Below are 26,979 nucleotides of genomic sequence, written 5' to 3'. Positions count from 1 at the left end.
AGTCGTCTCGGACACGGTTGACCGCTGTGAGGCCCCGCCGAGTCCATCCCACAGTTACGCTGCTCGGGGCAGGTGACAGTGAGCAAACCTGGGGCTGGAACCCCCAGCCCGTATCCGGCGCCCATGCACTGCCGGGCAGGCCCCGCACCCCCTCACCCCAGCCCGCGCACCCGGCCCCACACCGCCGGGTCCACCTCGCCCGCCTTCCGGCGGAACCCCGACACCGCCACATCCCGCAGCTCGTCCGTCTCCAGGAAGCTCCGCCGCCCCCGCGCATCGCCCACCGCCCCCGGCGGCAACGCGATCACTCCCGGCCGCTCCTCGTGATGCTTACTGGTGATCTTGGCGACGACCGCCGTGCCACCCCGCACCGACAGCACCAGACACGGCCGGTCCTTCGACCCGGGCCCGTCCTCGTACGGCACCTCCGCCCACCAGATCTCCCCGGGCCGCGGCACCGCACCCGGCCGGGGCCGCCGCTTCCGCTCCGGCACCCGCCCCGGCGGCCGGGTCCGTCCGCCCGGACGCCGCGGCCCACGGCCACCCCGCCCCCGCGCATCGGTGACCGTCACGACGAGAGCAAGCAGGACAACGGCAGCCAGCGCCACCCACCACCACGTGTTCATATCCCGACCGTACCGGCGCCCGGAGACACACGGGCTTCCATCGAACCGGTGACAGCACAGGTGAGTTCCCCCACAACGGCAGGCTGCGGAGGAGCGACCAGCGGTTTCGCGCCTTACGCTCGACGGACCGCACGAACCCTCCCCGTTCCCACGTCTCGGAGGTTCACGCTCCATGAAGCTCACCGTCGTCGGCTGCTCCGGCTCGTTCCCGTCCGCGGGTTCGGCATGCTCGAGCTACCTCGTAGAGGCCGACGGCTTCCGGCTGCTCCTCGACATGGGCAACGGCGCCCTGGGAGAGCTGCAGCGCCATGTAGGTCTGTACGACCTCGACGCCATCTTCCTCAGCCATCTCCATGCCGATCACTGCATCGACATGTGCGCGTACTTCGTCGTCCGCTACTACCCGAACGACGGGGGACGCCCCGCCTCCATCCCCGTGTACGGCCCCGAGGGAACCGAGCAGCGCCTGACCACCGCGCACGCCGACACCCCGTCCGACCACGCGATGGGCGAAGTCTTCGACTTCCACACGCTCAAGTCCGGATCGTTCGAGATCGGCCCCTTCTCGGTCCGTACGGAGAAGCTCTGCCACCCCGTCGACGCCTTCGGCATCAGAGTCGAGCACAACGGCCGCGCGCTCGCGTACTCCGGGGACACGGGCACCTGCGACGCCCTGGCCGAACTCGCCGAGGGCGCGGACCTGTTCCTCTGCGAAGCGTCGTTCGTCGACGGCAAGGAGGACATCCCGGACCTCCACCTCAACGGCCGCGAAGCGGGCGAGTACGCCGCAGCCGCCGGAGCGGGACGGCTCGTCCTCACCCACATCCCGCCGTGGACGGACGCCGAACGCAACCTCTCCGACGCCCGTGAGGTCTACGACGGCCCGGTCGAGCTGGCCGTTCCGGGGGCGGTGTACGAGATCTAGGGTCCCGGCGCCCGGGTACGACGACGCCCCCGTCCCTCCAGCTGGAGGGACGGGGGCGTCGCCGTGGTCGTACGGGCGGGGCCTACTTGGCCTCGGCCTTCTGGAGCTCGGCGAGCTCCTCGTCGGACTCGCGGCCCGGCGTCGGAAGGTTGAACTTGGTGATCGCGAAGCGGAAGATCACGTAGTAGACCACCGCGAAGCAGAGGCCGACCAGCACCAGCAGCCAGGGCTTCGTGGCAATACCCAGGTTCAGCCCGAAGTCGACGAGACCGGCGGAGAAGCCGAAGCCGTCCTTCATGCCGAGCGCCCAGGTCAGGGCCATCGAGACACCGGTCAGGACCGCGTGGATCGCGTACAGCAGCGGGGCGATGAACATGAACGTGAACTCGATCGGCTCGGTCACACCGGTGACGAAGGAGGTCAGCGCGAGGGAGAACATCATGCCGCCGACGACCTTGCGGCGCTCCGGCCGGGCACAGTGGACGATCGCGAGGCAGGCTGCAGGGAGGGCGAACATCATGATCGGGAAGAAGCCGGTCATGAACTGGCCGGCCTGCGGGTCACCGGCAAGGAAGCGCGAGATGTCGCCGTGGGCGCCGTTGTACTCGCCGGCCTGGAACCAGGGGAACGAGTTGAGCAGGTGGTGCATGCCGACCGGGATCAGCGCACGGTTGGCGACACCGAAGATACCCGCGCCGACCGCGCCGGAACCGACCAGCCACTCACCGAAGTTGTGCAGGCCGGCACCGAGCACCGGCCAGATGAGCCCGAAGACGATACCGATGACCAGACCCGCGAAGGCGGAGAGGATCGGGACCAGGCGACGACCGCTGAAGAAGCCCGCCCAGTCCGGCAGCTTCGTCCGGTAGAACTTCTGGTACAGCAGGGCCACGACTATGCCCATCACGACACCGCCGAGCACGCCGGCGTTGACCGGTGCGTCGTTCATGACGATCTTGCCGTCCACGACGCTCGCGACCTGCGGCAGGTTGCTGTCCGTGAAGGTGGCGAGCACCTTCTGGAAGACCAGGTAGCCGGTGACGGCGGCGAGGGCCGTCGAGCCGTCGGACTTCTTTGCGAAGCCGATGGCGATGCCGACTGCGAACAGCAGGGCCATGTTGTCGAGAATCGCGCCACCACCGGCGGCCATGTAACCGGCCAGCTTCGTGATGAACGTCGGGAAGGACTCGCGGCCGAGCATGTCGGCATTGCCGAGCCGGACCAGCAGCGCGGCGGCCGGCAGCACGGCCACCGGCAGCATGAGGCTGCGGCCGATGCGCTGCATGACAGCCATCACGCCTGCGCCCCGCTTCTTCGCGGGTGCCGCCGGGGCGGCGGTATCCGTACTCATCAACTTCCTCCATGGGGCACGGTGCCGCCCAGGTCAGAGATGAGAGGAGGCGGCGACTCGAGGAACGCGGTGGAAAAAACAGCCGCGTGGTCTGGACCACTCAGTGGTGTAGACCAGTTTTAGCACGGTGAGGGTTAGATAAGGAACCTTCAATTTGTGCCGTAGTTCGGCCACCACCCTGGGTGACACGAAAAGGCCCCCGGACCAGCAGGTCCGAGGGCCGTACCGAGCCGGGTCCGAAGCCCGGCGGAACTACTTGGTGAGATCCTTCTCGATCTCCTCCCCCACCTCGTCGGGCTCCCGCCCGGGCGTCTGGAGGTTGAACTTCGTGATCGCGAACCGGAAGATCGCGTAGTAGACGACGGCGAAGGCCAGCCCGATCGGAATGATCAGCCATGGCTTGGTCGCCAGACTCCAGTTGATGACGTAGTCGATCAGGCCCGCCGAGAAACTGAAGCCGTCCTTCGTCCCCAGCGCCCACGTCACCGACATCGAGACGCCGGTGAGGAACGCGTGGATCACGTACAGCAGGGGTGCGACGAAGAGGAACGAGTACTCGATCGGTTCGGTGATGCCGGTGACGAACGACGTCAGGCCGACCGAGACCATCAGCCCGCCGACCGCCTTGCGCCGGTGCGGCTTCGCGCAGTGGGTGATCGCCAGCGCCGCCGCCGGAAGCGCGAACATCATGATCGGGAAGAAGCCCGTGGTGAACTGGCCGGCCGTCGGGTCGCCCGCCAGGAACCGGTTGATGTCACCGTGCACGACCGTGCCGTCGGGCTTGGTGTAGTCGCCGAACTGGAACCAGACGAACGTGTTCAGGAACTGGTGCAGACCGAAGACGAGCAAGGCGCGGTTGGCGATGCCGAAGATGCCGGAGCCCAGCCAGTCCAGGTCGACCAGCCATTCGGAGAAGCTGGTCAGGCCGTCACCGACCGGCTGCCACAGCCAGGCGCACAGGCTTGCGAAGAGCAGGCCGACGAACGCCATGATGATCGGGACGAGCCGGCGGCCGTTGAAGAAGCCCAGCCAGTCGACCAGCTTGACCCGGTGGTACCGCTGCCAGAACCAGGCCGACATCAGCCCCAGCACGATGCCGCCGAACACGCCGGGGTTCTGGTAGGCCGCTGCGGTCACGGTGGTGTCGTCCGCGACACAGACACCGCCCCACGTACCGGCCCCGGCGAAGTCCGAACCCTCCGCACAGTCGACCGGGAACGCGTGCAGGACCGCGTAGTAGACGAGGAATCCCGTGACGGCCGCGAGCGCGGTCGAACCGTCCGCCTTCTTCGCCATCCCGATCGCGACACCGACGCAGAAGAGCAGCGGCAGGCCGAGACCGGAGTCGAGCAGGGCGCCGCCCGCCGCCGCGAAGACCTTGGCGATGTTCGTCCAGCCGAGGCCCTCGTCACCGAAGACGTCCGGCTGGCCGAGCCTGTTGAGGATGCCCGCTGCGGGAAGCACGGCGATCGGCAGCTGGAGGCTGCGACCCATCTTCTGCAGCCCTTGGAAGGCGCTGTTCCACCACTTCTTCTGCGGCACTGCCGCGCCTGCTGCGCTGCTGGAGCTCATCGGCATCCTCCTGGAACACGCCAGGTTTGGCGGTCGTTGCAAACTGGTGTAGACCAGTTGCGATACGGTGCGGAGCCCGCCCGGAAGACAGGGCGCCGGTGATCGTCATCATTGGGGACAGCGCGGTTACCCGCCCGTGAAGTTGGGCCAACCGTGCGTTACCGTGACGAAACGGACCCACGGTGGGCCGCCCCCACACGCACAGACCAGGGAGAAGGACATGGCCAGCAAGGCAGAGAAGATCGTCGCCGGCCTCGGCGGTATCGAGAACATCGACGAGATCGAAGGCTGCATCACCCGCCTCCGCACCGAAGTCCACGACCCCAGCAAGGTCGACGAAGCCGCACTCAAGGCCGCCGGCGCCCACGGCGTCGTCAAGATGGGCACCGCGATCCAGGTCGTCATCGGCACCGACGCCGACCCCATCGCCGCCGACATCGAAGACATGATGTGACCAGCTGACCCCCCGGCCGGCCCCGCCCGGCCCACCCAGGTCCGCCCCGCACCCCGCATGCCCCGCACCCCCGGCCCTCCCCGGCCCCGGAGCGGGGCCTGCGGTGCACCCGAACGGAGCCACCCCCGCCAGCCGATAGGCTCGGCGCCATGTCTCGCATCGACGGCCGCACCCCCGAACAGCTCCGCCCCGTCACCATCGAACGCGGATGGAGCAAGCACGCCGAAGGCTCCGTACTCATCTCCTTCGGCGACACCAAAGTCTTCTGCACCGCCTCCGTCACCGAAGGCGTCCCGCGCTGGCGCAAGGGCAGCGGCGAAGGCTGGGTCACCGCCGAGTACTCCATGCTGCCCCGCTCCACCAACACCCGCGGCGACCGCGAATCCGTACGCGGCAAGATCGGCGGCCGCACCCACGAGATCAGCCGCCTCATCGGCCGCTCCCTGCGCGCGGTCATCGACTACAAGGCCCTCGGCGAGAACACGATCGTCCTGGACTGCGACGTCCTCCAGGCCGACGGAGGCACCCGCACCGCCGCCATCACCGGCGCCTACGTCGCCCTCGCCGACGCCGTCACCTGGGCCCAGGGCAAGAAGATCATCAAGCACGGCCGCAAGCCGCTCACCGGCACCGTCGCGGCGATCAGCGTCGGCATCGTCGACGGCACCCCCCTCCTCGACCTCTGCTACGAGGAGGACGTCCGCGCCGAAACCGACATGAACGTCGTCTGCACCGGCGACGGCCGCTTCGTCGAGGTCCAGGGCACCGCCGAGGCCGAGCCCTTCGACCGCGCCGAGCTCAACGCCCTCCTCGACCTCGCCACGGGCGGCTGCGCCGACCTGACGAAGATCCAGGAAGCGGCACTCGCCCGCACCCTCGGCGAGTAAAGAAGCAACCAAGTACGCACCACACAGCGTCGTAACGGATACGGGCGCACGGGTCGAACCGTGCGTCCGTCCACGTATCCACCCCCGGGGAGGGACCGCTCCATGGCCTCGCGCCGCCACCACCGCACCGCACTCGCCATCACGGCCACACTGCTCACCCTCACCGCAGCAGTCGGCTGCGGAGCCGTCGACAAGGCCCTGGACTGCGTCCGCACCGCCGACGCCATCGCCACCAGCGTCAACAACCTCCAGCAGGCCATCTCCAACGCCTCCAACGACCCGACCCAGGCCTCCGAAGCCCTGGACGAGATCGACAAGGAACTCAAGGACCTCGGCGACACCACGGACAACGCCGACCTCAGCAAGGCGGTCGACGACCTCCAGGCAGGCGTCACCAACGTCCGCGCCTCCATCGAGAAGGGCGACGCGACCCCCGACATCACCCCGGTCACCGATGCCGCGAGCGAGATCGGCAAGGTCTGCTCCCCGTGACCGTACGGCGATAATCGACGCATGACGCGCCTGATCCTCGCCACCCGCAACGCCGGGAAAATCACCGAACTCCACGCGATCCTCGCCGACGCGGGTCTCACCCACGACCTCGTCGGCGCGGACGCGTACCCCGAAATCCCCGACGTCAAGGAAACCGGCGTCACCTTCGCCGAGAACGCCCTCCTCAAGGCCCACGCCCTGGCCCGCGCCACCGGCCACCCGGCCGTCGCCGACGACTCCGGCCTCTGCGTCGACGTACTCGGCGGCGCCCCCGGCATCTTCTCGGCCCGCTGGTCCGGCACCCACGGCGACGACCGCGCCAACCTGGACCTGCTCCTGGCCCAGCTCGGCGACATCGACACCCCGCACCGCGGCGCCTACTTCGCCTGCGCCGCGGCCCTGGCCCTCCCCGACGGCACGGAACGCGTGGTCGAAGGCCGCCTGACCGGCATCCTGCGCCACACCCCGTCGGGCACGCACGGCTTCGGCTACGACCCGATCCTCCAGCCCGACGGCGAGACCCGGACGTGCGCGGAACTGACCCCGGCGGAGAAGAACGCCATCAGCCACCGCGGCAAGGCGTTCCGGGCGCTGGTGCCGGTGGTGCGGGAGTTGATGGGCTGAGAGTGGTTGACACAGAAACGGCCTGCGCATCGATCCTTCGATGCGCAGGCCGTTCTCGGTGCGGCGGAAGGGATTCGAACCCTCAAGCCGTTTCACGGGCCACAGATCCTAAGTCTGCTGTGTCGCCGGTTGCACCACCGCCGCTAGCCGTTTGTCATCGTACCGGCCCGTCGGCTGAGGTGGTGAGCGAGTTTTGAGGGTGCACTGTTCGGCGTGCGCCTCCTCGGCACCACGTGGTGGTGATGGCGTGACAGTTCGGGCACAGGAGCCTCAGATTCTCGGCTCGGTCATCACTCCAGTCACCGTTGATGTGGTCGATCTCCAGGGTGATCGGATTCCCGCGCCAGACCGGGCCACATCCACACCCGTCGCACACCTCGGGTACGCCAACCTCGGCGAGGGCGCGACGCAGAAGTGTGGTCTTGGTGCGGCGCTTCCCGTCATGCCTCACCAAAAGATCCTCCGGGCGCCTGGTGGGCGTCGGGGCGGGTTTGCCGCGCTGGTGTGCCTGACCGAGGAAGTGCGAGGTCGTCACACCTTCTTCCGCGATCCACCGGTGTAGCAGGATGCGTTGATGCCCGTTGTCCCTACGGCCAAGCATGCGCAGCAGCTCCGCCAGTGATCGAGACTTCGCCACAGCCTCACAGAGCTCGTCCCGGGACGGGCGCGATGCGACTGTGTCGGAACCCAGGCGGCGGAAGTGGGAGACGTCGATCCCGAAGTGGGCGAACCGTCGCAACAGGTATCGGCGCAGGTGCCCGTAGGGGTGAGTGCCGAAAAGGGCTATGACCTCGTCGATGTCTGAGCAGTGCTTCGCAGCACTGGTCAGCCGGTCACGGGTGTACTGCTGCCTCTGACTCATCGGCTGTCGCTCCGAGCGCGGCGGCCCTTCGCGCGGCCGCGATATGTATCGGTGGCCGAATGGCAGTTGGGGCAGAGAAGCCGGAGATTCTCGAGGCGATTGTCGCGCCAGTTCCCGTTGATGTGGTCCACCTCAAGTGGGAGCGGATGCCCACGCCAGACCGGGCCCGTCTTGCAGAGGGCGCAGCGTTCTGCAACGCCGAGTGCCGACATGGCCGGCCTGAGGCGGGTGCCCGGAACTCGGCGAGCGTGGGGTGAGGTGTCCTCCACCAGCCACTCCTGCGGGGTGCGGCGACGCTGCTTCATCCCCGCTCTGGGCGGCGGGGTGAAGTGCGAGGTGTTAATGCCGAACGCCCTGATGCGACGGCTGATGTTGGTGTGATGACCGCCCACCGCTTCGAGTCCGAGGCGTTGGAGCACCTCGTACACGCTTGTTGAGGCGGCCACGACGGGCCCCAGGATTTCCCTGGTCCATCGGGCACCCTCGCGCTCAAAGTGCCCAGTGGTAATGCCCATCTTCTTCATGCGCTCTTGAACGTACCGCCGTGTCGGACTTTTCGGGTCGACCCCGAGTTTCAGCAGTGCCTCCGAGAGCGTCCGTGACGACGAGGCCGCCTCCGCGAGGCGCTCGCGCGTGTATGGGCTTGCCTGCATGTCCCCTCCGCATCCGGCCGCGCGTTCGCGGCCTCGTACGGAGCAACGAACCGTTTATCGGATGGTCACGTCCGTAATGCGACGAGATATGGAAGGGCCCGTACCGCTTCGAGTGAAGCGATACGGGGCCCTTACTGCGGGAACGTCTGTCAGAACTTCGGGTCCGGGCTCTGGGCGTGGACCAGTTCAGCCGCTTCTTCCGCCGTTTCCACCGAGGGCGGGGAGCCGGCCAGTGGCTGGTTGGCCGTTTCCTTCATGCAGGCCACGGCGATCACGCCGACCAGGGCAGCCGCCATGGCGTAGTACGCCGGCATCAGGTTCGAGCCGGTCCAGCTGATCAGGGCCGTGATCACCAGCGGGGTCGTACCGCCGAAGAGCGAGGCGGAGATGTTGTAGCCGACCGACAGGGAGCCGTAGCGGACGTTCGTCGGGAACAGGGCCGGGAGTGCCGCGGACATCGTGCCCAGCATGCAGACCAGGGAGAGGCCCATCAGCAGCATGCCGATGGTGATGGCCGGGATGCTGCCCTGGCGGATCAGGAGGAAGGACGGCAGGGACAGGAACAGGAAGCCGAGCATGCCGGTCATCAGGAGCGGTTTGCGGCCGAAGCGGTCGGAGAGCTTGCCGAACCGGCTGATGATCAGCATCAGGAAGACCATGACGGCGAGCAGGATGAGCAGGCCGTGGGTCTCGCTGTAGCCGAGTTCGTCGGAGAGGTAGGTCGGCATGTACGACAGCAGCATGTAGTCGGCGATGTTGTACGCGCCGACCAGGGCGATGCAGAGGATCAGCGTCGGCCAGTACTGGCGGAAGATCTTGGCGAGGTCGCCCTTGGCGGTGGTCTCGACGTGGTCGGCTGCCTCCGTTGCGTGGGCGGTGCCGCCTTCGAGCTTCTGGAACGCGGGGGTCTCGTCGAGGCGCAGTCGCAGGTAGAGGCCGACGAGGCCGAGGGGCCCGGCGACGAGGAACGGGATGCGCCAGCCCCAGGACTCCATCTGCGGGGTGTCCAGGAGGGCGTACAGGGCGGTGACCAGCCCTGCGGCGCCGACGTATCCGGCGAGTGTGCCGAATTCGAGGAAGCTGCCGAAGAAGCCGCGGCGTTTGTCGGGGGCGTACTCGGCGATGAAGGTGGAGGCGCCGCCGTACTCGCCGCCGGTGGAGAAGCCCTGGAGCATCCGGAAGAGGATCAGCAGGGCGGGGGCCCATAGCCCGATGGTGTCGTGGGAGGGGATGATGCCGATCGCGAAGGTGCCGATCGCCATGAGGATCATGGTGAGGGCGAGGACCTTCTTCCGGCCGATCTTGTCGCCCATGGGCCCGAAGAACATTCCGCCGAGTGGCCTGACGAGGAAGGCCACGGCAAAGGTCGCGAAGGAGGAGAGGAGCTGGGTGGTGTCGTTCCCGGAAGGGAAGAAGACGTGCCCGATGGTGACGGCCAGGTAGGAGTAGATACCGAAGTCGAACCACTCCATGGCGTTACCGAGCGATGCCGCCTTCACCGCGCGCTTGACCGCCTGGTCGTCGGTGACGGTGATGTCGGTCCGACGGAGCCGGGGGTTCTGGCGCTTCCTGATGGCGCGGAAGAGCGCGGGGTGGCGTTTGACCGCGTCAGGGTCGGCCGCCTGGTGGGGGTCGGGGGCCGCCATGGCCGGTTCCTTTCCTCGAAGGGTGTTCCAGGAAAGGCTTCTGCGCGGTCATGGCGGTTGCAAACCGAATCCGTGGCCGATTGCGACGTCGCTCACACGTTTTCGGCCGGGTGGCGGGGTGGAACCGGTTAGATGCCGAGGTCCTTGATGATCTTCGCTACGTGACCGGTCGCCTTGACGTTGTAGAGGGCGCGCTCCACTTTGCCGTCCTCGTCGACGACGATCGTGGACCTGATGACGCCTGTCACCACTTTGCCGTAGAGCTTCTTCTCGCCGTAGGCGCCGTACGCCTCCAGGGTCTCCTTGGAGGGGTCTCCGACGAGGGTGACCTTGAGGTTCTCCTTCTCGCGGAACGTGGCGAGCTTCTCCGGCTTGTCGGGGGACACGCCGATGACGTCGTATCCGGCGCCGGTGAGGAGCTCCAGGTTGTCGGTGAAGTCGCAGGCCTGCTTCGTGCAACCGGGGGTAAGTGCGGCGGGGTAGAAGTAGACGATGACCTTGCGGCCCTTGTGGTCCGCGAGCGAGACGTCGTTGCCGTCGGCGTCCGGAAGGGTGAAGGCGGGGGCGGTGTCGCCGGTCTGGAGTCGCTCGCTCATGTTTCTCCTCGAGTGGCACGCGGGCTGTGTGGGACCGAGCGTAATAGGGGGTGCCGCCGGGTGTAGGAGCGGTCGAGCTGACAGACTGTCGATGAAGGTTTACCGGACGACGACCACGGAGGCGGCGCAGTGTCGGATACGAGGACCCCTGCGCAGATCGAGGCGGACATCATCAGCAGGCGTGAGCAGCTTGCGGTGGTGCTGGACGAGATCGGGGTGCGGGTGCATCCGAAGACGATCATCGGTGATGCGAAGGCGAAGGTGGCGTCGACGGTTGACCGGACCGCCGGTCGTGCGTTCGTCGCGGTGAACCGGTCGGTTTCGGATGTGAAGGCGCAGTTCGTGTCGGCGGAGGGTTCGCCCCGGCTGGAGCGGGTGATTCCGGCGGTGCTGCTGGTGGCCGGTGCGGTGACGTTGCTGACGGTTTCGGTGCGGGGCAGGAAGCGCTGAGGGCGGATCCCTGATGGCCCCGGAGGCGTGCGGAGCGGTTCGGGGCAGGTAGGTTTCGGGGCGTGAGCAACGACACCGACGACAAGCTGCCCATCCGGATGCTGCACGACCGTGTGCTGGTCCGGTCCGATTCGCCCGAGGGTGAGCGGCGTTCGGGTGGCGGGATCCTGATTCCTGCCACTGCGGCGGTGGGCCGGCGTCTTGCGTGGGCCGCGGTGGTCGCGGTCGGTCAGAACGTGCGGACGGTGGAGCCGGGGGACCGGGTGCTGTACGACCCCGAGGACCGTGCGGAGGTCGAGGTGCGGGGTGTGGCGTACGTGCTGATGCGGGAGCGTGATCTGCATGCGGTGGCGGCGGACCGGTTCGAGGGTTCGGTGGATTCGACGGGCTTGTATCTGTAGTCCGGCAGGTGTGGTGTGGGGCCTGGTGACCGTTGTCACCAGGCCTTTTGGCTGGGTTTTGCTAGTCTGGGGTGATCCCGACGAGACGCGCCGTACCGGGTTTCCGTAAAGACGACGCACCCGTGTTGTTCGCGTGTTTCGTGTCGGAGGTGCCGTCGTGGCGTGGGTTCTGTTGATTGTTGCCGGTCTGCTGGAAGTGGGCTGGTCGATCGGGATGAAGTACACCGAGGGGTTCACCCGGTTGTGGCCGAGTGTGTTCACGGGCCTCGGGATCGTGGCCAGCATGGTGCTGTTGTCGCATGCGGCGAAGACGCTGCCGATCGGTACGGCGTACGGGGTGTGGGTCGGCATCGGTGCGGCGGGTGCGGCGGTGCTGGGCATGGTGGTGCTGCACGAGCCGGTGACGGCCGCCCGCATCTTCTTCGTGTGTCTGCTGCTGGTGGCCGTGGTGGGTCTGAAGGCGACGTCCGGGCACTGAGTGTCAGCGGCGGGGCAGGCCGTGGCCGCGGGCTCCTTCGATGAAGCCGTCGTCCTCCGGGTTGCCGGGGGCGGGGCGGTCGCCGTCGGGAGTGTCGGGTGTTCGGGCGGCGGAGGTGCGTGAGGGGGCGTCGGCAGGCGTGGCGGTCCTGGGGGCTCGTGGGGCCCGGGAGGTTTCCGTGCCGACGTCGGAGGGGGTGTCGGACTCGGGGTACTCGGGGGAGCCGGTTTCGTTCCGGTCCTCACGGGGTCCGTCCGACTCCTCGTTCCCTTCCTCGTTTCCTTCCTCTTCCGGGTCGGCTTCTTCCGGGCCTTCCTCGGCTTCGAGTTCGAACTGCTGCACGTCGTCGTCCTTGAGTGCGGCGGCGGTGTAGGCGGCCCAGGTCTGTGCGGGTGCGCCGCCGCCGTTGATGCGGGCGAGGCCGAGTGCTCCGTACAGGGGTTTCTGTACGCCGGTGTCGGGGTCCTGGCCCATCACGGCGATGACGGTCGCGAGGTCGGGGGTGTAGCCGGCGAACCAGGCGGCCTTGTCCTCCTCGGCGGTGCCTGTCTTGCCTGCGGCGGGGCGGTTCGCCGCTTGGGCGGCGGTGCCGGTGCCGCCGTCGACGACGCTCCGCAGGACGGAGGTGGTGGTGTCGGCGGCTTCGCGGCTGACGGCCTGCCGGGTGTGCCTGGCGGGGAGTGCGATGGCGGCACCGTTCTTGCTGATCTTGGCGACGAGGGTGTGTTCGCGCTGCTTGCCGTGGTCGGCGAGGGTGGCGTAGGCCTCGGTCATGTCGAGGACGCTGGCGGTGGCGGGGCCGAGGGCGATGGAGGGGGAGGCGGTGAGGTCGGGGGTGTTCTGGGGGATGCCGAGGGAGACCGCGGTGTCCTTGACGGCGTCGGGGCCGACGTCCTGGGCCATCTGGGCGTAGACGGCGTTGACGGATTTGTCGGTGGCCTCGCGGACGGTGAGGGAGCCGTAGTCGACGTCGTCCTCGTTGGCTGGGGAGTAGCCGGTGGAGCCGCGGGCGCTCTGGACGGTGCGTTTGTTGGTGCCGTCGTAGCGGGTGTTGGGGGTGATGCCCCGGCCGTCCTGGGTGGTGGATCCGTTGGCCATGGCGGCGGTGAGGACGAACGGCTTGAAGGTGGAGCCGACTTGGTAGTCGCGGCGGGTCGCGTTGTTGACGTACTGCTTGGTGTAGTCGATGCCGCCGTACATGGCGAGGACGTGGCCGGTGGCGGGGTCGATGGAGGCTCCGCCGACGCGGACGATGCGGTCGGCCTTGCGCTCGTCGCTGGTCTTGTCGAGGACGTTGTCCTCGACGGCTTCGACGAGGGCGTCCTGCTTCTTCTTCTCGAGTGTGGTGGTGATGCGGTAGCCGCCGGTGGCGAGGGTGTTCTCGTCGAGGATCCTGTTGGCGGCGAGGTAGTCGTCGACGGCCTGGACGAGGTAGCCGCGCTGTCCGGAGAGTGCGGTGGGGGGCTTGGCCTTGCCGGGGACGGGGAAGGTCATGGCGTCGCGGTCGGAGGGGCTCAGCCAGTTCTCCTTGACCATGCCGTCGAGTACGTAGTTCCAGCGGGCGAGGGCCGCGGCCGTGTTCTCGGGGTGGGCGACGACGTCGTAGGCGCTGGGGGCGTTGAGCAGGGAGGCGAGGTAAGCGCCTTCGCCGGTGCCGAGGTCTTTGGCGTCCTTGCCGTAGTAGGCGTGGGAGGCGGCCTGGATGCCGTACGAGTTGCGGCCGAAGTAGCTGGTGTTGAGGTAGCCCTCGAGGATCTCGTCCTTGCTCTGTTCGCGGCCGAGCTTGATCGAGATGAAGAACTCCTTGGCCTTGCGTACGACGGTCTGTTCCTGGCCGAGGTAGTAGTTCTTGACGTACTGCTGGGTGATGGTGGAGCCGCCCTGGCGGCCCTTGCCGGTGAGGGTGTTCCAGCCGGCGCGGGTCATGGCTTTGACGTCGATGGCGGGTTCGGAGTAGAAGTCCCGGTCCTCTGCGGCGAGTACGGCGTGCTGGACGGTGCGGGGGATCTTGTCGAGCCGGACGTTCTCCCGGTTGATCTCGCCGTCGCGGGCGATGACGCTGCCGTCCTCGTAGAGGTAGACGTTCGACTGCGCGGTCGCGGTGGCGTTCGCTGCGGGGATGCCGACGAGTTTGTATCCGGCGATGAATCCGCCGATGAGCAGGAGCGCGATGAGGAGGGTGCTGCCGAGCACCATGCGCCAGGTGGGTACGGCGCGGCGCCAGCCGGTGCGCTTGGGCCGCTTGGAGCGTTTTGTGCGCCCCTTGCTGCCCTTTGCGCCGTCCGTGGGCTGTGGGTTCCCGTTCGGCGCCACGGTGGGATCCCGGGGCGGCCAGCCGCCGGGACCCTTTTGACCTGGCTCTCCGTTGTCTCCGCCGGGCTGCGGTGGCTCGTGGCTCATGGCTGTGGAGGCTCCTCGGCTGCGGGCAGTTATCCCATAGTGCACTTTTCGGAGTGATAACCACCGGATCCTCCGCGGATAAAGGGTCGCGGCGGCTGTCCGTCCTGGACTAGGGTCGTGCGCTTTGGCCCGATGAGCGGGGAGGGGAGGCGCGGTGCGGCTCTATGCGGTGGTGGCGGCCGGTGGGTTCCGGCGGCATGCCACGTACCGGATGGCGACGGCGGCGGGGGTGTTCACCAACACCGTCTTCGGTTTCATCATGGCGTACACCTATATCGCCCTGTGGGACGCGCGTCCGCAGCTAGGCGGCTACGACGTGTCCCAGGCCCTGACGTATGTGTGGCTGGGCCAGGCGCTGCTGATGACCAATGCGCTGATGGGCGGCGGCTTCGAGGACGAGCTGATGGAGCGGATCCGGACGGGGGACATCGCGGTCGATCTGTACCGGCCGGCGGACCTTCAGCTGTGGTGGCTGGCGGGGGACCTGGGCCGGGCGGCGTTCCATCTGCTGGGGCGCGGGATCGTTCCCATGCTGCTGGGGGCGCTGGCCTTCGATCTGGCGCTGCCGTCCTCGCCGTGGATCTGGCCGGCCTTCCTGGTGTCGGTGGCGTTGGGTGTCGTGGTCAGTTTCGCGGTGCGTTTCCTGGTGGCGCTGTCCGCGTTCTGGCTGATGGACGGGGCCGGGGCGATGCAGATCGCCTGGCTCGCCGGGATGTTCTTCTCGGGGATGCTGCTGCCACTGAATCTGTTTCCCGGGGTACTGGGCGAGGTGGCACGCGCCTTGCCGTGGTCGTCGCTGCTGCAGGTGCCTGCCGATGTGTTCCTCGGCAGGAGCACGGGGTGGGGCCTGGTGCAGGCGTACGCCTTCCAGGCCGGCTGGGCGGTGACGCTGCTGCTCGCGGGGCGGCTGCTGCAGTCGGTGGCGACCAGGAGGGTGGTGGTCCAGGGTGGCTGAGGTCCAGGCCGGGAGGGTGGCCGCCGGGGAGCCGGAGCTGTTGCCGGAGATCGTGTTCGCCGACCGGTCGCGGCTGGTGGAGGGGGTCCGGGCGTACGGGCTGATCGTGGCGATGTGGCTGCGTTCGACGATGGCGTACCGTGCGTCGTTCGTGATGACGACGCTCGGGAACTTCGTGGCGACGGCGTTCGACTTCGTCACGATCATGCTGATGTTCGCTCATGTCGACGCGTTGGGCGGCTATTCGCTGCCGGAGATCGCGTTGCTGTACGGGGCGTCGGCGACGGCGTTCGGGTTGTCCGATCTGGCGCTGGGGTCGATGGACCGGCTGGGGCGGCGGGTGCGTGACGGGACGTTCGACACGTTGCTGGTGCGGCCCGTTCCGGTGCTGGCGCAGGTGGCCGCGGACCGGTTCGCGCTGCGCCGGCTGGGTCGGGTCACGCAGGGGCTGGCGGTGTTCGGCTATGCGCTGGTGACGCTCGACATCGCGTGGACACCGCTGAAGGTGCTGATGCTGCCGCTGATGGTGCTGAGCGGGGCGGCGATCTTCGGGGCGGTGTTCGTGGCGGGGGCGGCGTTCCAGTTCTTCGCGCAGGACGCGGCGGAGGTGCAGAGCTCCTTCACGTACGGGGGGACGACGCTGCTCCAGTACCCGCCGTCGATCTTCGCGAAGGACCTGGTGCGAGGGGTGACGTTCGTGGTGCCGCTGGCGTTCGTGAGCTGGCTGCCCGCGCTGTATGTGCTGGGCCGGGACTATCCGTTGGGGCTGCCGGAGTGGGTGGCGTTCCTGCCGCCGCTGGTGGCGGGGCTGTGCTGGGTGCTTGCGGGGCTGGCGTGGCGGGCGGGGCTGCGGGCGTACCGCAGTACGGGGAGCTGAGGAGGGGCATGGGCATGGACTTCATCGAGCTCGACGGGGTCGAGAAGGTCTTCGACGTACACCGCAGGACCGGGTTCCTGCGCCGGGAGCGGCACGAGGTGCGTGCGGTGGACGGCATCAGTTTCCGGGTTCCGCGCGGCGAGATGGTGGGGTACATCGGCCCGAACGGTGCGGGCAAGTCGACGACGATCAAGATGCTGACGGGGATCCTCACCCCGAGCGGCGGCCGGCTGCGGGTCGCGGGGATCGACCCGTCGCGGGAGCGTACGAAGCTGGCGCACCGGATCGGTGTGGTGTTCGGGCAGCGTACGACGCTGTGGTGGGATCTGCCGCTGCGTGATTCTTACCGGCTGATGCACCGGATGTACCGGATCCCGGACCGCCGTTTTCGGGAGAACCTGGACCGCTGTGTGGAACTCCTCGATCTGGGTGAGCTGTTGGAGACTCCGGTGCGGCAGTTGTCGTTGGGGCAGCGGATGCGGGGCGATATCGCGGCGGCGCTGCTGCACGATCCGGAGGTGCTGTACCTGGACGAGCCGACGATCGGGCTGGATGTGGTCTCCAAGGCCAAGGTGCGTGAGTTCCTGCGGGACTTGAACGCGGAGCGGTCCACGACGGTGTTGCTGACCACGCACGACCTGACCGATATCGAGATGCTGTGCAAGCGGGTGATGGTGATCGACCACGGCCGTCTGGTGTACGACGGTGCCCTGTCCGGGCTGCACGAGGTGGGGGAGAGCGAGCGCACGCTCGTGGTCGACCTGGAGCGGGAACTGCCGCCGATCGAGCTGGCGTCGGAGCCTTCGGTGCGGGTGGTGAAGGTGGAGGGACCCCGGCAGTGGCTGGCGTTTCCCGCGTCGGCGTCGGCGGCTCCGCTGGTGGCGCGCATCGCGGCGGACTATCCGCTGGTGGACCTGTCGGTGCGGGAGCCGGACATCGAGGCCGTGATCGCGAAGATGTACGCGTCGGATTCGCGTCTCTAGGGTGTCTCGCTCTGGGCCCGTCTCCGGGTTGCTCTATAGGCTGCGGGATATGACAAGTGAACGTCCGGACATGCGTGCTTCCGATGCGGAACGTGAGCGGGTCGCCGAGACCTTGCGGGAGGCCGTGGCCGAGGGCCGGCTGGAGATGGACGAGTTCGAGCAACGGCTCGACGCGACGTACAAGGCGCGTACGCACGGGGAGTTGGAGCCGATCGTGCGCGACCTCCCGGTGCCGGGTACGGCTGTCGCGCCCTTGGGCGGGTCGTCGCCCGTGCGGGCCGCGGGGACGTCCGTCGACTGGTCCAGGCGTATCGGTCGCCCCGCGACGTCCTCGGGTGGGTTCGCCTTCTGGGGCGGCTTCAGCCGCAAGGGCCGTTGGACGGTGGGGCGGACGTTCACCGCGTTCGCGATGTGGGGCGGGGGCGAGATCGATCTGCGTGAAGCGGACTTCGAGGAGCGCGACATCGTCATCCGGTGCTTCGCGATCATGGGCGGGCTGCAGGTGAAGGTCCCGCCGAACGTGCACCTCCACGTCAATGGCATCGGTGTCATGGGCGGTTTCGACGAGCAGACGAAGGACGCCGACTTCGGCGATCCGGCGCCGGACGCGCCGCGGGTGCGGGTGACCGGGTTCGCCCTGATGGGCGGGGTCGGTGTGGACCGCAAGTGGAACAAGGTGCAGCGGCAGCGCCTCAGGGAGGCGGAGCGGCTGCGTCTGGAGAAGCCGGACGGTTCCTGAGGGCGGGCGCGGTCAGAAGGCTCCGGCCTTCGGTGTTCCGGTCACTGTCGCGAGGTCGACGAGGCGGCCCAGCGTCCGGTAGCCGGCGTCGTTGAAGTGGAGCCGGTCGCCGGAGTCGTACGAGGGCAGGAGCCGGTTGGGTGCGTAGGGGTCGCGTACGGCCCGGTCGAAGTCGATGACGTCGTCGAAGATCCGGCCTGCCCGGATCTGTTCGTTGACCGCCAGGCGTACGTCGTTGCGTTCGGGTGTCCAGGTGCCGAAGCCCTGGAAGGGTGTCAGCGTCGTTCCGACGACCCGCAGTCCGCGGGCGTGGGCGCGTTCCGTGAGGGAGCGCAGTCCGGCCACGATGCGCTGGGGGTCCTCCTCCTGGGGGGCCTGCTGCACGTCGTTGATGCCCAGGGCGATGATCACGGTCCTGGCTCCGGCGACGGACAGTACGTCACGCTCGAAGCGGTGGGTTGCGCCGATGCCGCCCCGGCCGTTCCTCTCGGGGGCGCTGTCGCGCAGCAGGCGGTTGCCCGCGATGCCCTGGTTGGCGATCCCGTAGCGGTGCTCCAGCCGGTCGGAGAGTACGTCCGGCCAGCGGTTGTTGGCGTCGGCGGTGGAGCCGCTGCCCGCGGTGAGGGAGTCGCCGATGACGACGATCGTGCCCGGTGAGGTCTCGTTGCGGACGTCCACCGCGGTGAGGTAGCGCCACCGGTCGGTCCGCCAGGTGCCGCGGTCGTCGGCCAGGTACGACGTCTGCAGGGCGTGGGCGTGGGAGGTGACGGGGCCGCTCCGGTACGGGGTGCGCAGGGTGACGACGAGATCGGTGTCGGGTGCGACGGGCACGACCACGGGGTCACTGATGATCTGCCGGCCTGCGGCGACGGTGACGACGGGCAGGCCGCGGAAGGTCACCGGCCGGGTGTTGACGGTGGCTTCGTCGATGACGAGCGGGGCCGTGCCGAAGAGGTTGGAGAGGGTGATGCGGGCGGCGTCGCCGCCGACGCTGGTGTGCACGGTGTTGCGGATGGTGCGTCCGGGGAGGCCCTGTTCCGTGTCCGGTTCGCCGCTGACGGGTGCTCCGGTCCAGGTGGCGACCCAGGTGCCGGTGGAGTGGGCCGGCGCGGCGGGATTGCGTGCGGCCGCGTGCGCCTCGGGCCCGGGGAGCGGCGCCCCGCGTTCCCCGGCGATCAGTGTCGTACCGAACGCGAGTGCGGCGGCGAGCGCGGCGGTGCCTGCTGTGAGGGCGATGAGCAGGGCATACCCCTGGCGCCTGGGCATGTGCGGTGATTCTCCTCGTGATGATCGGGTCGGTCTCATGATGCGACAGGCCGCGGGGAACTCGACGTGCGGCCCGGGAGTAGGTGAGGTAGGGACAATGCGTACGGCACTGGGTGACGCGTACGCGGACGGGTGGAGCGGATGGAACACGACGCGGGACAGGGAGCGGGGTCCGGCCCGGACTCCGGGGCGGGACCGGGGCCGAACGGTCCCGCGTCCGGGCGGCCGGGGCTGATGCGCGGGACCGGGACAGCGGCAGCCGGCACCGGGGCCGGCGCCGGTCCGGACGGGGCGGGCGGCCCGGGTGCCCGGCGGGCCGCTGCGCCGCTGGCCGGTTTCTCGTACACCGCTGCGGACGAGGAGAAACAGCGCGGAGTGCGCCGTATGAAGACCACCGCCACGGGTCTGCTCCTGCTCGTCGCGCTCGTCTACGTCCTCGCCACCTGGGCGGAGAACGAGGGTGTGGGTGGCTGGCCGGGCTACGTCGCAGCGGCTGCCGAAGCGGGCATGGTGGGTGCGCTGGCGGACTGGTTCGCGGTCACGGCGCTCTTCCGCCGCCCGCTCGGACTCCCCATCCCCCACACGGCCATCATCCCCACCAAGAAGGACCAGCTCGGGGCATCACTCGGTTCCTTCGTGGGCGAGAATTTTCTCTCCGGAGACGTCGTTCGTGACCGAATTCACGCTCTGGGCGTCGGTGCGCGGCTCGGGGCGTGGCTGGCCGAGCCGGATCACGCGGACCGGGTGACCGCGGAGCTCGCGACCGCGCTGCGCGGTGCGTTGACGGTGCTTCGGGACGCGGACGTGCAGGCGGTCGTCGGCGAGGCGATCACCCGGCGGGCGGATGCGGCGGAGGTCGGCCCCGGCATCGGCAAGATGCTGGAGAAGGTCGTCGCCGACGGCGGGCACCGCAGGGTCGTCGACCTCGTCTGTGTGAGGGCCCACGACTGGCTGGTCGAGCACGGCGAGTCCGTGATGGACGCGGTGCAGGGCGGGGCTCCGGGCTGGACGCCGCGGTTCGTCGACAAGCGGGTGGGTGAGCGGGTCTACAAGGAACTGCTGCGCTTCGTCACGGAGATGCGGGACATGCCGGGGCATCCGGCGCGCGGCTCGATCGACACGTTCCTGACGGACTTCGCCGCCGACCTCCAGACGGACTCGGACACCCGGGCGCGTGTGGAGCGGCTGAAGTCGGAGATCCTGGGGCGCGGCGAGGTGCAGGACGTCATCGCGTCGGCCTGGTCCTCGGTACGCACGATGATCATCGCGGCGGCGGAGGACGAGCGGAGCGAGCTGCGGCTGCGTGCCAGGGCCTCGCTGATGTCGCTGGGCGCCAGGCTGGCGACGGACGGGCGGCTGCAGGCCAAGCTGGAGGGCTGGCTGGAGGACGCGGCGGTGTACGTCGTCACGACGTACCGCACGGAGATCACGTCGCTGATCAGCGATACCGTCGCCGGCTGGGACGCGGACCAGACCTCGAAGAAGATCGAGGCGCACATCGGCCGCGACCTGCAGTTCATCCGGATCAACGGCACGGTGGTGGGTGCGCTGGCCGGGCTGGTGATCTATTCGGTCTCCCGCGCACTGGGCGGCTGACGGCGCTCGACGGCACCGGGCGCCCTAAGGGCGTCGGCGTGAGCCGTGGCGGGCGCGGTGTTGTGGAGGGAAGGCTCCGGGGGTGCTCCCGTCCTGTCGTACGGGAGCACCCCCGGGTCACGCGGGGGAGTTGCCGTTCAGTACGCGCCCCGTGCCGCCGGTGTTCATCGCCCGGTGCACCTTTTTTCAGGCGCTGCGCCGTGTGACCGCCCACGAGGCCGCGGCGACTCCGCCCGCGACGGCGAACACGGCGGGCCAGGCGCCGATCTTCTTGGCGAGCGGGTGCGATCCGGCGAACGCGGCGACGTAGGCGGCGGTCAGCCCGACGGCCGCGCGGGCCCCGGCCTGCCGGTTCCACTCGTACGCGGCGAGGGAGCCGGCGGCGGCGAGCGCGACACCGCCGAGCGGCCGCTTCCCGGTCCACCGGGCGACCCCGTACCCCCCGAGGAGTCCGCTCGCCGCCACTGCCGCCGCCGGGACCTTCGCCATCGCAGCCACCTTCGCTTCCTTCGTACAGGTCGAGGCTCCGAGGCTAACGCGCTGCTTCGAACTCCAGTGGCACCCAGGGGGTGCACAAGCGTTTACCCTGAAGGTGAACGCTTGTGCACCCCCCTGCGTACGGAGACCACATGACCGACCCGGCCACCGCCCCGGACCACCCCCGCTTCGCCGTAGGCGTGCTGGCCTTCTGCGGCGTCGTGGTCGCTGTCATGCAGACGATCGTCGTCCCGCTCCTCCCGCACATCCCGGCCCTCACCGGGGCCACCCCCGCCGCCGCCAGCTGGCTGGTCACCGTCACCCTCCTCACCGGTGCGGTGTTCACCCCCGTCCTCGGCCGGGTCGGCGACATGTACGGAAAGCGGCGCGTGCTCCTCGCGTCCCTCGGTGTCCTCGTCGTCGGCTCGGTGCTGTGCGCCGTCAGCTCCCACATCGGCGTGCTGATCACCGGCCGTGCCCTCCAGGGAGCGGCGATCGCCGTCGTACCCCTGGGCATCAGCATCCTGCGGGACGAACTGCCGCCCGAGCGCGTGCTGTCCGCGGTCGCCCTGATGAGCTCGACGCTCGGCATCGGGGCGGCCGTCGGCCTCCCGGTCGCGGCGCTCGTCATCGAGAACTTCGACTGGCACACGATGTTCTGGGTCTCCGGGGCCATCGGCGTCCTGGACATCGTCCTGGTGCTCCGCTTCGTGCCGGAGTCCTCGCTCCGCTCCCGTGGCCGCTTCGACGCGATCGGTGCGCTCGGCCTGGCTGCGGCGCTGGTCTGCCTGCTGCTCGCGGTCACCCAGGGCGGCGACTGGGGCTGGACGTCGGCGCGCACCCTCGGGCTGCTCGCCGTCGCCGTGATCGTCGCGCTGCTCTGGGGCGCGTACGAGCTCCGCGTGCCCACCCCCATGGTCGACCTGCGGGTCTCGGCCCGTCCCGCGGTGCTCCTCACGAACGTCGCCGCCCTGCTGATCGGCTTCGCCTTCTACGCGAACTCCCTGGTCACCGCCCAGATGGTGCAGGAGCCCGAGGCCACCGGCTACGGGCTCGGCGCCTCGCTCGTCGTCAGCGGCCTGTGCCTGCTGCCCGGCGGCCTGGCGATGGTGGCGCTCTCGCCCGTATCGGCACGGATCTCCGCCGGTCGCGGCCCGAAGACCAGCCTCGCCCTGGCCGCCGGGATCATCGCCGTGGGCTATGTCGTGCGGTACTTCACCAGCCACAGCCTGTGGCTGATCATCGCGGGCGCGACGGTCGTCTCCGCGGGCACCGCCATCGCGTACTCCGCACTGCCCGCGCTGGTCATGCGCGGGGTCCCGGTCGGCGAGACGGGCGCAGCCAACGGTCTGAACACCCTCATGCGGTCGATCGGCCAGGCGTTCTGCAGTGCCACGGTGGCGGCGGTGCTCGCCCACATGACCTTCCTGGCCGGTGGCCGCACGGCCCCGACACTCCAGGCCTACCAGCTGGTCTTCCTGATCGCTGCGGCTGCCGCACTGCTGGCCCTGGCGGTGACGCTGTGCCTGCCGGGCGGGCGGGCGGATGCGGGTACGGTCAAAGGGAGCCGCAGGAGCAGACGCCGTACGCGGGCGATGCCGATCCAGGAGGGCGCATGACCGCCCGAGTCACCGCAGCGACACCCGCACCATCCGCAACGGCTGAGCCCACGGGCAAGGACGCGATTCTGCGTGCCGCGCGCAGGGCGTTCACGCAGCGTCCGTACGCGGAGGTGACCATCCGGGGCATCGCGGCCGATGCCGGTGTGAGCGCGTCCCTCGTGGTGAAGCACTTCGGCCGCAAGGAAGAACTCTTCAACACCGTCGCGGACTTCGGCCCGGCAGCCGAGGAGCTCTTCGACGCCCCGCTCGACGGGCTCGGCCGCCACATGGTGCTGACGCTCGTACGCAGTCGCAGGGCGCACCAGAGCGACCCCCTGCTGCGTGTCGTCTTCTCCCTGGGCAACCAGGACGAGCGCTCCCTGCTGCGCACCCGCTTCCACGAGCAGGTCACCGGGCGCCTGACGGCCCGTCTTCCCGGCCGCGAACGTGCCCTGCGCGCCGAGCTGATCGCCGGCCACCTGATCGGCCTGGGCGCCACGCTCAGCCTTCACCGCGAGGGCGCCGGTTCCCGCGCCACCCCGGAACACCTCGCGGACCTGTACGCCCCCGCGCTCCAGAACCTGGTCGCGGGCTGACCGGTCGTCGGCCGGCCGGCCCCAGGCAGTAAGGTCTGGGCCAAATGACGAGGGGGGCCTCATGTTCATCCGCAGTGCTCTGCGTGCCGCCGTACCGGCCGTGATCCTGGGAGCGGTCCTGGTCGGCTGCTCAGAGGCGACCACCACGAGCGGGCCGGGCGGTGACGTTCCGCAGGCGGCGCCGGATGTGAGCGTGACGGCGAGCGCGACGGCCGACGGTGTTGAAGCGGAGGGGGAGGCGTTCCCCCCGGCGAGTCCGGAGGGGGATGCCGACGCGGGTCCGAACAGCCCCGAGCTGGTCCGCGACGCTTTCGCCGGCCTGCAGGCGACCCTGAACGAGACCTGCACCCCGGGCGCCGGTGACTGTGCCTACTTCCTGGGCAGGGTCAACGAGGAACTGGCCGGTCTGGACGCGGCCATGAAGGCGGACGCGAAGGGTCCGGGCCACTTCAAGGAGCCCTTGGCCTGGATGGGCACCCTGCGCACGGAGCTGAAGAACGACACCTCCACGGCCAACCTGGAGAAGCACCGCACCCAGCTGATCGGCACTCGCGACCGCATCAACACCTGGATGCAGGGCCACCCGGACGACTACCGCTGACCCGGCACGGCCGGTCCCCAGGACCGACACGTCGCCCGTCTCGCACACCTGGGTGACCGCCCGGCGGCCGAGCCGGCTCAGCCCGGTGACACCGTCTACTCGCAGGCGACGCCGTCGCCGTCCCGGTCGAGGTGGGAGCCGTAGCCGGGGTCCCCGCGGCGGATGGGTGCGGCCCCTGCGGCGCGCACGGCGGAGCAGTTGGCGTAGTAGGTGCCGCCGCCGCCGGAGGAACCGCCGTCCGTCGAACCGCCGCTGGAGGATCCTCCGCCGGTCGCGGCCCCGTACGGCTCGCAGCCGACCCCGTCGTTGTCACGGTCCAGATGGGCCGCGTAGCCCGGGTCCCCACGCCGGACGGGTGCGGCCCCGGCCGTCCGTACCGCGTCGCAGTTGCTGTAGTACACCGAGGGCTCGGTGGAGACCTTCACCTTCGGCTTCGGTGTGGGTGTGGGCGTGGGCGTCGGGGACGGGGTCGGGGCGGGCTCGGCCACGGTGATCCGTACGACGGCCTTGTCGCTGGGTGCCGCCTTCCCGTTGACCAGGACCTGGTAGGTGAACTTGTCCTCGCCGCCGTAATCGGCCGCGGCCGTGTAAACGAGCGAGGTCCCCTGGACGGTGACGGTCCCGTGCGGGGTCGGGCTCTCGACGGACAAGGTGAACTCGGCCGTGTCGTAGGTGCCGAGGAGCGGTGCGTCCCTGCCGTCCTCCAGGGTCACGGCATCGTTGGCGAGCGCCTCGATCACGATCTCCGTGCCGGCGTCCGCGCTCGCCACGTCGTCCACGAGGGCGAGCGTCCGCTCGCCGGAGGCCGCCCGGGACGAGTTGGCCACCGTCTTCGCGTCACTGCCGCTTCCGCCGCACCCCGCCAGGGCCATCGCCAGGACGGCGATCCCTGCGGAGATCCGGACCGGACCGCTCTTCACTCTCGAAGTCATGTGCCCCCCAAGGCATGTGCGCAGTTTCTCTGTGCAGGTGAGGCGGCGATGCTCGCAGCGGTGGGGAGCCGGGAGGAGAGCTTCGGCGAAAGGAAGCGGAATTGTGATGAAAGGATGGAGGATGTGTGGAGGGGCCTGTCGCGTGGCGCCTCACCGCCTCGTTTCCCGGCGCCCGGCCGGTGGAGGAGTGCGCACGGTGCCTGGGAGCAGCTGGACCTGCCGCGGGCGTGACGTACCTGCGGTGATCCACATGCGGTCCAGGGGTACCGGCGCGAGGATCGGAGGTACGGGCGGTGGCCCGGGTCGCGCCTCGGCCCTCTCGGGCCGGTTCTCCCTTCCAGGCGCTCCGGTCCGCCTCCCGGCCCACGTCGCCGACGCATGTCCCCGGCGGGCCGTGCCTGTGCGGGATCCCGGGTGCCCGGATGCTCGCCCTTCCTCACCGCAGGCTTCGGTCCTGCCCGGTTCAGCGCAGGCGTCGTGAGCCGGAGTGCGGTGCGGTGGAGGCTTCGGGTGTGCCCCGGGCCTCACGGAGGTCGGGGTCGGCGGCCACGGCCGTGTCGTACCAGTCGCCGTAGAGGTCGGCGAAGTACGGCGCCGACATGCCGTGCAGCAGGATGCTGAGGCCGATGGTGACCGCGATGACCTGTCCCAGGAGTTCGATTCCGGGCACACGGTCCTCGACCAGGAGAAGTCCGAAGACCACGGAAGCCAGGCCGCGGGGGCCGAACCAGCCGATGTAGGCGAGCGTGGGCACCCGCATACCGGTGCCGATCAGCGCGAGGGTCACCGGAAGCATTCTGACGACCGTCAGGCTGAGGACCGCGTACGTGATGACGCGCCAGTTCAGGTGCTCCAGCGCCGGACCGAGCAGGACCGCCCCGAAGGCCAGAAAGCTCATGGTCCCCAGCAGCCCGCCCACGTACTCGGCCAGGTCGGACGGCCGCTTCTCGGTCCGGTCCTCTGCCGCCGGCCTGCCCGTGCGCAGTGCCGTACCGAACGCGAACCCGCCCATCCAGGTGGCGATGAACCCGCTTCCGTCGATGCCGGCTGCCACGCTGTACGCGCAGAAGGCCACTGCCAGGACGGCCACCTGCTGCCATTCGCCTGTCGCCCAGTCCCTGGCCCGTGCGAGGGCCAGCAGTCTTCCTCCGGCCCAGCCGAGGGCCAGACCCACCAGGGTGCTGATGACCACCGACCGCCAGAACACTCCGCCCGCGCCTTCCTCGGAGGCGAGCGTGCCCGGGAGCGCGGCAAGGAACAGCAGGAAGAACGGCAGCGCCAGACCGTCGTTCAGGCCGCTCTCGACGTTGAGTCCCTGGCGAACGAGGGCCGGAACACGGGGACTGGAGCCGGCGGTCTTGCCGAGCGCCGCGTCGGTGGGGGCGAGCACGGCGCCCAGCAACGCGAACTCCCACATGGTCAGGCCGGGAAACAGGGGCCACGCCAGCAGCCACCCCGCTGCGATGCACAGGGGCAGGCCGATGGCCAGCAGACGCAGGGGCAGGAAGCGGCCCGCGCGAAGGGCCCGTCGGCGTACCGTCATCGCGTCGGTGAACAGCAGGAGGGCCAGGGCGGCCTCGGCCAGCAGCATCACGGGGCCCGCGTCGTGTCCCAGGTCGAGAACGTCCAGTCCGATCGGGCCGATGAGCACACCGAAGCCGGTGAACACCATGGGAGCCGATACCGGCGTCGAGCTCAGGCGGCGCGAGAACAGCGCGTAGCCGGCGGTGACGGCCGCGATCGCGGCTCCGGTCCAGTTGCTGCCACCACTCATGACGTCCCGCTCTTCCTGTCCCAAAGCACGGAGCCGAGAGCCAGTGTGGCGCGGGGCCGGATCACCGACATGGCACCGACACGCGTGCGGCACCAGGTCGGCCGCCACTGCCCGCAGCCGTCATCCGCGGCCGGGGTCGCGCAGAGGGCGGCCGGGGTCGCGCAA

Annotated in this window: 28 protein-coding genes, 1 tRNA gene and 1 riboswitch; of the genes, 16 read left to right on the top strand and 13 right to left on the bottom strand. The window is 69.4% G+C overall.

The annotated features are described in order from the left end of the window. Positions 1-152 precede the first annotated feature (152 nt). On the bottom strand, positions 153-626 hold the full coding sequence (locus ABZS61_RS19855; protein ID WP_356422496.1) for a type II toxin-antitoxin system PemK/MazF family toxin: 474 nt from the start codon (positions 624-626) through the stop codon (positions 153-155). Between the two features lie 172 nt (positions 627-798). Here ABZS61_RS19855 and ABZS61_RS19850 point away from each other — a divergent pair, with 172 nt between their 5' ends. Further along, entirely contained in the window at positions 799-1,551 is a 753-nt protein-coding gene (locus ABZS61_RS19850; RefSeq protein ID WP_356422493.1) for an MBL fold metallo-hydrolase, read from the top strand. A gap of 82 nt (positions 1,552-1,633) precedes the next feature. Here the strand turns inward: ABZS61_RS19850 and ABZS61_RS19845 are convergent, their stop codons facing one another. Next, positions 1,634-2,902 (bottom strand): PTS transporter subunit EIIC, encoded by a 1,269-nt coding sequence (locus ABZS61_RS19845; RefSeq protein WP_356422490.1) that lies wholly within the window; start codon positions 2,900-2,902, stop codon positions 1,634-1,636. Between the two features lie 252 nt (positions 2,903-3,154). Further along, positions 3,155-4,474: a PTS transporter subunit EIIC gene (locus ABZS61_RS19840; protein ID WP_356422487.1), complete on the bottom strand. Its 1,320-nt coding sequence runs from the start codon at positions 4,472-4,474 to the stop codon at positions 3,155-3,157. A gap of 163 nt (positions 4,475-4,637) precedes the next feature. On the opposite strand from ABZS61_RS19840, the gene ABZS61_RS19835 reads away from it, so the two are divergent. From ABZS61_RS19835 to rdgB, 4 genes are all read left to right on the top strand, one after another. Next, positions 4,638-4,928, top strand: a complete 291-nt coding sequence (locus ABZS61_RS19835; protein WP_329210569.1) for a PTS glucose/sucrose transporter subunit IIB — start codon at positions 4,638-4,640, stop codon at positions 4,926-4,928. Between the two features lie 149 nt (positions 4,929-5,077). After that, positions 5,078-5,815: a ribonuclease PH gene (rph, locus tag ABZS61_RS19830; protein WP_329210571.1), complete on the top strand. Its 738-nt coding sequence runs from the start codon at positions 5,078-5,080 to the stop codon at positions 5,813-5,815. Between the two features lie 102 nt (positions 5,816-5,917). Further along, complete coding sequence (locus ABZS61_RS19825) at positions 5,918-6,307, top strand: hypothetical protein (RefSeq protein ID WP_356422483.1); 390 nt, start codon at positions 5,918-5,920, stop codon at positions 6,305-6,307. A gap of 21 nt (positions 6,308-6,328) precedes the next feature. Next, the gene (gene rdgB / locus ABZS61_RS19820; protein WP_356422480.1) at positions 6,329-6,931 is read left to right on the top strand and encodes an RdgB/HAM1 family non-canonical purine NTP pyrophosphatase; all 603 of its coding nucleotides are present in this window, start codon (positions 6,329-6,331) and stop codon (positions 6,929-6,931) included. A 59-nt stretch (positions 6,932-6,990) separates the two neighbouring features. Here the strand turns inward: rdgB and ABZS61_RS19815 are convergent. The 5 genes from ABZS61_RS19815 to bcp all read right to left on the bottom strand — a co-directional run bounded on the left by ABZS61_RS19815 (position 6,991) and on the right by bcp (position 10,688). Further along, positions 6,991-7,075 (bottom strand) — tRNA-Leu (locus ABZS61_RS19815). 10 nt (positions 7,076-7,085) lie between these two features. Further along, positions 7,086-7,793: an HNH endonuclease signature motif containing protein gene (locus tag ABZS61_RS19810; protein ID WP_356422477.1), complete on the bottom strand. Its 708-nt coding sequence runs from the start codon at positions 7,791-7,793 to the stop codon at positions 7,086-7,088. Beyond that, positions 7,790-8,446 carry an HNH endonuclease signature motif containing protein gene (locus ABZS61_RS19805; RefSeq protein ID WP_356422474.1) on the bottom strand — a complete coding sequence of 219 codons (657 nt, stop codon included), beginning with the start codon at positions 8,444-8,446 and terminating at the stop codon, positions 7,790-7,792. The genes ABZS61_RS19810 and ABZS61_RS19805 overlap by 4 nt, the downstream gene beginning before the upstream one ends. Positions 8,447-8,595: 149 nt before the next feature. Continuing rightward, positions 8,596-10,092, bottom strand: coding sequence for a glycine betaine/L-proline transporter ProP (proP, locus tag ABZS61_RS19800; RefSeq protein ID WP_356422470.1), 1,497 nt, complete (start codon positions 10,090-10,092; stop codon positions 8,596-8,598). Positions 10,093-10,220: 128 nt separating this feature from the next. Then, entirely contained in the window at positions 10,221-10,688 is a 468-nt protein-coding gene (gene bcp / locus ABZS61_RS19795; protein ID WP_356422467.1) for a thioredoxin-dependent thiol peroxidase, read from the bottom strand. 129 nt (positions 10,689-10,817) lie between these two features. Between bcp and ABZS61_RS19790 the strand changes: the two genes are divergently transcribed. From ABZS61_RS19790 to ABZS61_RS19780, 3 genes are all read left to right on the top strand, one after another. Continuing rightward, on the top strand, positions 10,818-11,138 hold the full coding sequence (locus ABZS61_RS19790; protein WP_356422464.1) for a DUF3618 domain-containing protein: 321 nt from the start codon (positions 10,818-10,820) through the stop codon (positions 11,136-11,138). A gap of 62 nt (positions 11,139-11,200) precedes the next feature. Next, on the top strand, positions 11,201-11,539 hold the full coding sequence (locus tag ABZS61_RS19785; protein ID WP_356422461.1) for a co-chaperone GroES: 339 nt from the start codon (positions 11,201-11,203) through the stop codon (positions 11,537-11,539). A gap of 54 nt (positions 11,540-11,593) precedes the next feature. Next, positions 11,594-11,660: riboswitch (guanidine-III (ykkC-III) riboswitch) on the top strand. A gap of 36 nt (positions 11,661-11,696) precedes the next feature. Beyond that, entirely contained in the window at positions 11,697-12,017 is a 321-nt protein-coding gene (locus ABZS61_RS19780) for a multidrug efflux SMR transporter (RefSeq protein WP_329210587.1), read from the top strand. Positions 12,018-12,020: 3 nt separating this feature from the next. Here ABZS61_RS19780 and ABZS61_RS19775 read toward each other — a convergent pair whose 3' ends face one another. Next, the gene (locus tag ABZS61_RS19775; RefSeq protein WP_356422457.1) at positions 12,021-14,417 is read right to left on the bottom strand and encodes a transglycosylase domain-containing protein; all 2,397 of its coding nucleotides are present in this window, start codon (positions 14,415-14,417) and stop codon (positions 12,021-12,023) included. 154 nt (positions 14,418-14,571) lie between these two features. Here ABZS61_RS19775 and ABZS61_RS19770 point away from each other — a divergent pair, with 154 nt between their 5' ends. Genes ABZS61_RS19770 through ABZS61_RS19755 form a run of 4 tightly spaced genes read left to right on the top strand, consistent with a single transcriptional unit; the run spans position 14,572 to position 17,971 of the window. Next, entirely contained in the window at positions 14,572-15,372 is an 801-nt protein-coding gene (locus tag ABZS61_RS19770; protein ID WP_356422454.1) for an ABC-2 family transporter protein, read from the top strand. A gap of 16 nt (positions 15,373-15,388) precedes the next feature. Beyond that, a complete protein-coding gene (locus ABZS61_RS19765) occupies positions 15,389-16,249 on the top strand; it encodes an ABC transporter permease (RefSeq protein ID WP_356422520.1) in 861 nt (286 codons plus the stop codon). Between the two features lie 8 nt (positions 16,250-16,257). Then, positions 16,258-17,232, top strand: coding sequence for an ATP-binding cassette domain-containing protein (locus tag ABZS61_RS19760; protein WP_356422451.1), 975 nt, complete (start codon positions 16,258-16,260; stop codon positions 17,230-17,232). Between the two features lie 49 nt (positions 17,233-17,281). After that, the gene (locus tag ABZS61_RS19755) at positions 17,282-17,971 is read left to right on the top strand and encodes a DUF1707 domain-containing protein (RefSeq protein ID WP_356422448.1); all 690 of its coding nucleotides are present in this window, start codon (positions 17,282-17,284) and stop codon (positions 17,969-17,971) included. 12 nt (positions 17,972-17,983) lie between these two features. Here ABZS61_RS19755 and ABZS61_RS19750 read toward each other — a convergent pair whose 3' ends face one another. Beyond that, positions 17,984-19,237 (bottom strand): SGNH/GDSL hydrolase family protein, encoded by a 1,254-nt coding sequence (locus tag ABZS61_RS19750; protein WP_356422445.1) that lies wholly within the window; start codon positions 19,235-19,237, stop codon positions 17,984-17,986. A 141-nt stretch (positions 19,238-19,378) separates the two neighbouring features. On the opposite strand from ABZS61_RS19750, the gene ABZS61_RS19745 reads away from it, so the two are divergent. Further along, positions 19,379-20,833 (top strand): DUF445 domain-containing protein, encoded by a 1,455-nt coding sequence (locus ABZS61_RS19745; protein ID WP_356422442.1) that lies wholly within the window; start codon positions 19,379-19,381, stop codon positions 20,831-20,833. A gap of 186 nt (positions 20,834-21,019) precedes the next feature. Here the strand turns inward: ABZS61_RS19745 and ABZS61_RS19740 are convergent, their stop codons facing one another. Continuing rightward, positions 21,020-21,322 (bottom strand): hypothetical protein, encoded by a 303-nt coding sequence (locus ABZS61_RS19740; protein ID WP_356422439.1) that lies wholly within the window; start codon positions 21,320-21,322, stop codon positions 21,020-21,022. Positions 21,323-21,462: 140 nt separating this feature from the next. Here ABZS61_RS19740 and ABZS61_RS19735 point away from each other — a divergent pair, with 140 nt between their 5' ends. From ABZS61_RS19735 to ABZS61_RS19725, 3 genes are all read left to right on the top strand, one after another. Then, positions 21,463-22,929 (top strand): MFS transporter, encoded by a 1,467-nt coding sequence (locus ABZS61_RS19735; RefSeq protein ID WP_356422436.1) that lies wholly within the window; start codon positions 21,463-21,465, stop codon positions 22,927-22,929. Continuing rightward, positions 22,926-23,507 carry a TetR family transcriptional regulator gene (locus tag ABZS61_RS19730; protein WP_356422433.1) on the top strand — a complete coding sequence of 194 codons (582 nt, stop codon included), beginning with the start codon at positions 22,926-22,928 and terminating at the stop codon, positions 23,505-23,507. The genes ABZS61_RS19735 and ABZS61_RS19730 overlap by 4 nt, the downstream gene beginning before the upstream one ends. A gap of 61 nt (positions 23,508-23,568) precedes the next feature. Further along, complete coding sequence (locus ABZS61_RS19725; RefSeq protein ID WP_356422430.1) at positions 23,569-24,108, top strand: hypothetical protein; 540 nt, start codon at positions 23,569-23,571, stop codon at positions 24,106-24,108. A gap of 95 nt (positions 24,109-24,203) precedes the next feature. On the opposite strand, the gene ABZS61_RS19720 is transcribed toward ABZS61_RS19725, so the two are convergent. Both ABZS61_RS19720 and ABZS61_RS19715 read right to left on the bottom strand, forming a co-directional pair. Then, positions 24,204-25,040, bottom strand: a complete 837-nt coding sequence (locus tag ABZS61_RS19720; protein ID WP_356422427.1) for an excalibur calcium-binding domain-containing protein — start codon at positions 25,038-25,040, stop codon at positions 24,204-24,206. A gap of 463 nt (positions 25,041-25,503) precedes the next feature. Beyond that, the gene (locus ABZS61_RS19715) at positions 25,504-26,814 is read right to left on the bottom strand and encodes a cation:proton antiporter (RefSeq protein ID WP_356422424.1); all 1,311 of its coding nucleotides are present in this window, start codon (positions 26,812-26,814) and stop codon (positions 25,504-25,506) included. Positions 26,815-26,979: the final 165 nt, after the last annotated feature.

The sequence above is a fragment of the Streptomyces sp. NPDC005566 genome, assembly GCF_040605575.1.
Lineage (GTDB): Bacteria > Actinomycetota > Actinomycetes > Streptomycetales > Streptomycetaceae > Streptomyces.
This window is presented reverse-complemented; position numbering and strand designations above follow the sequence as displayed.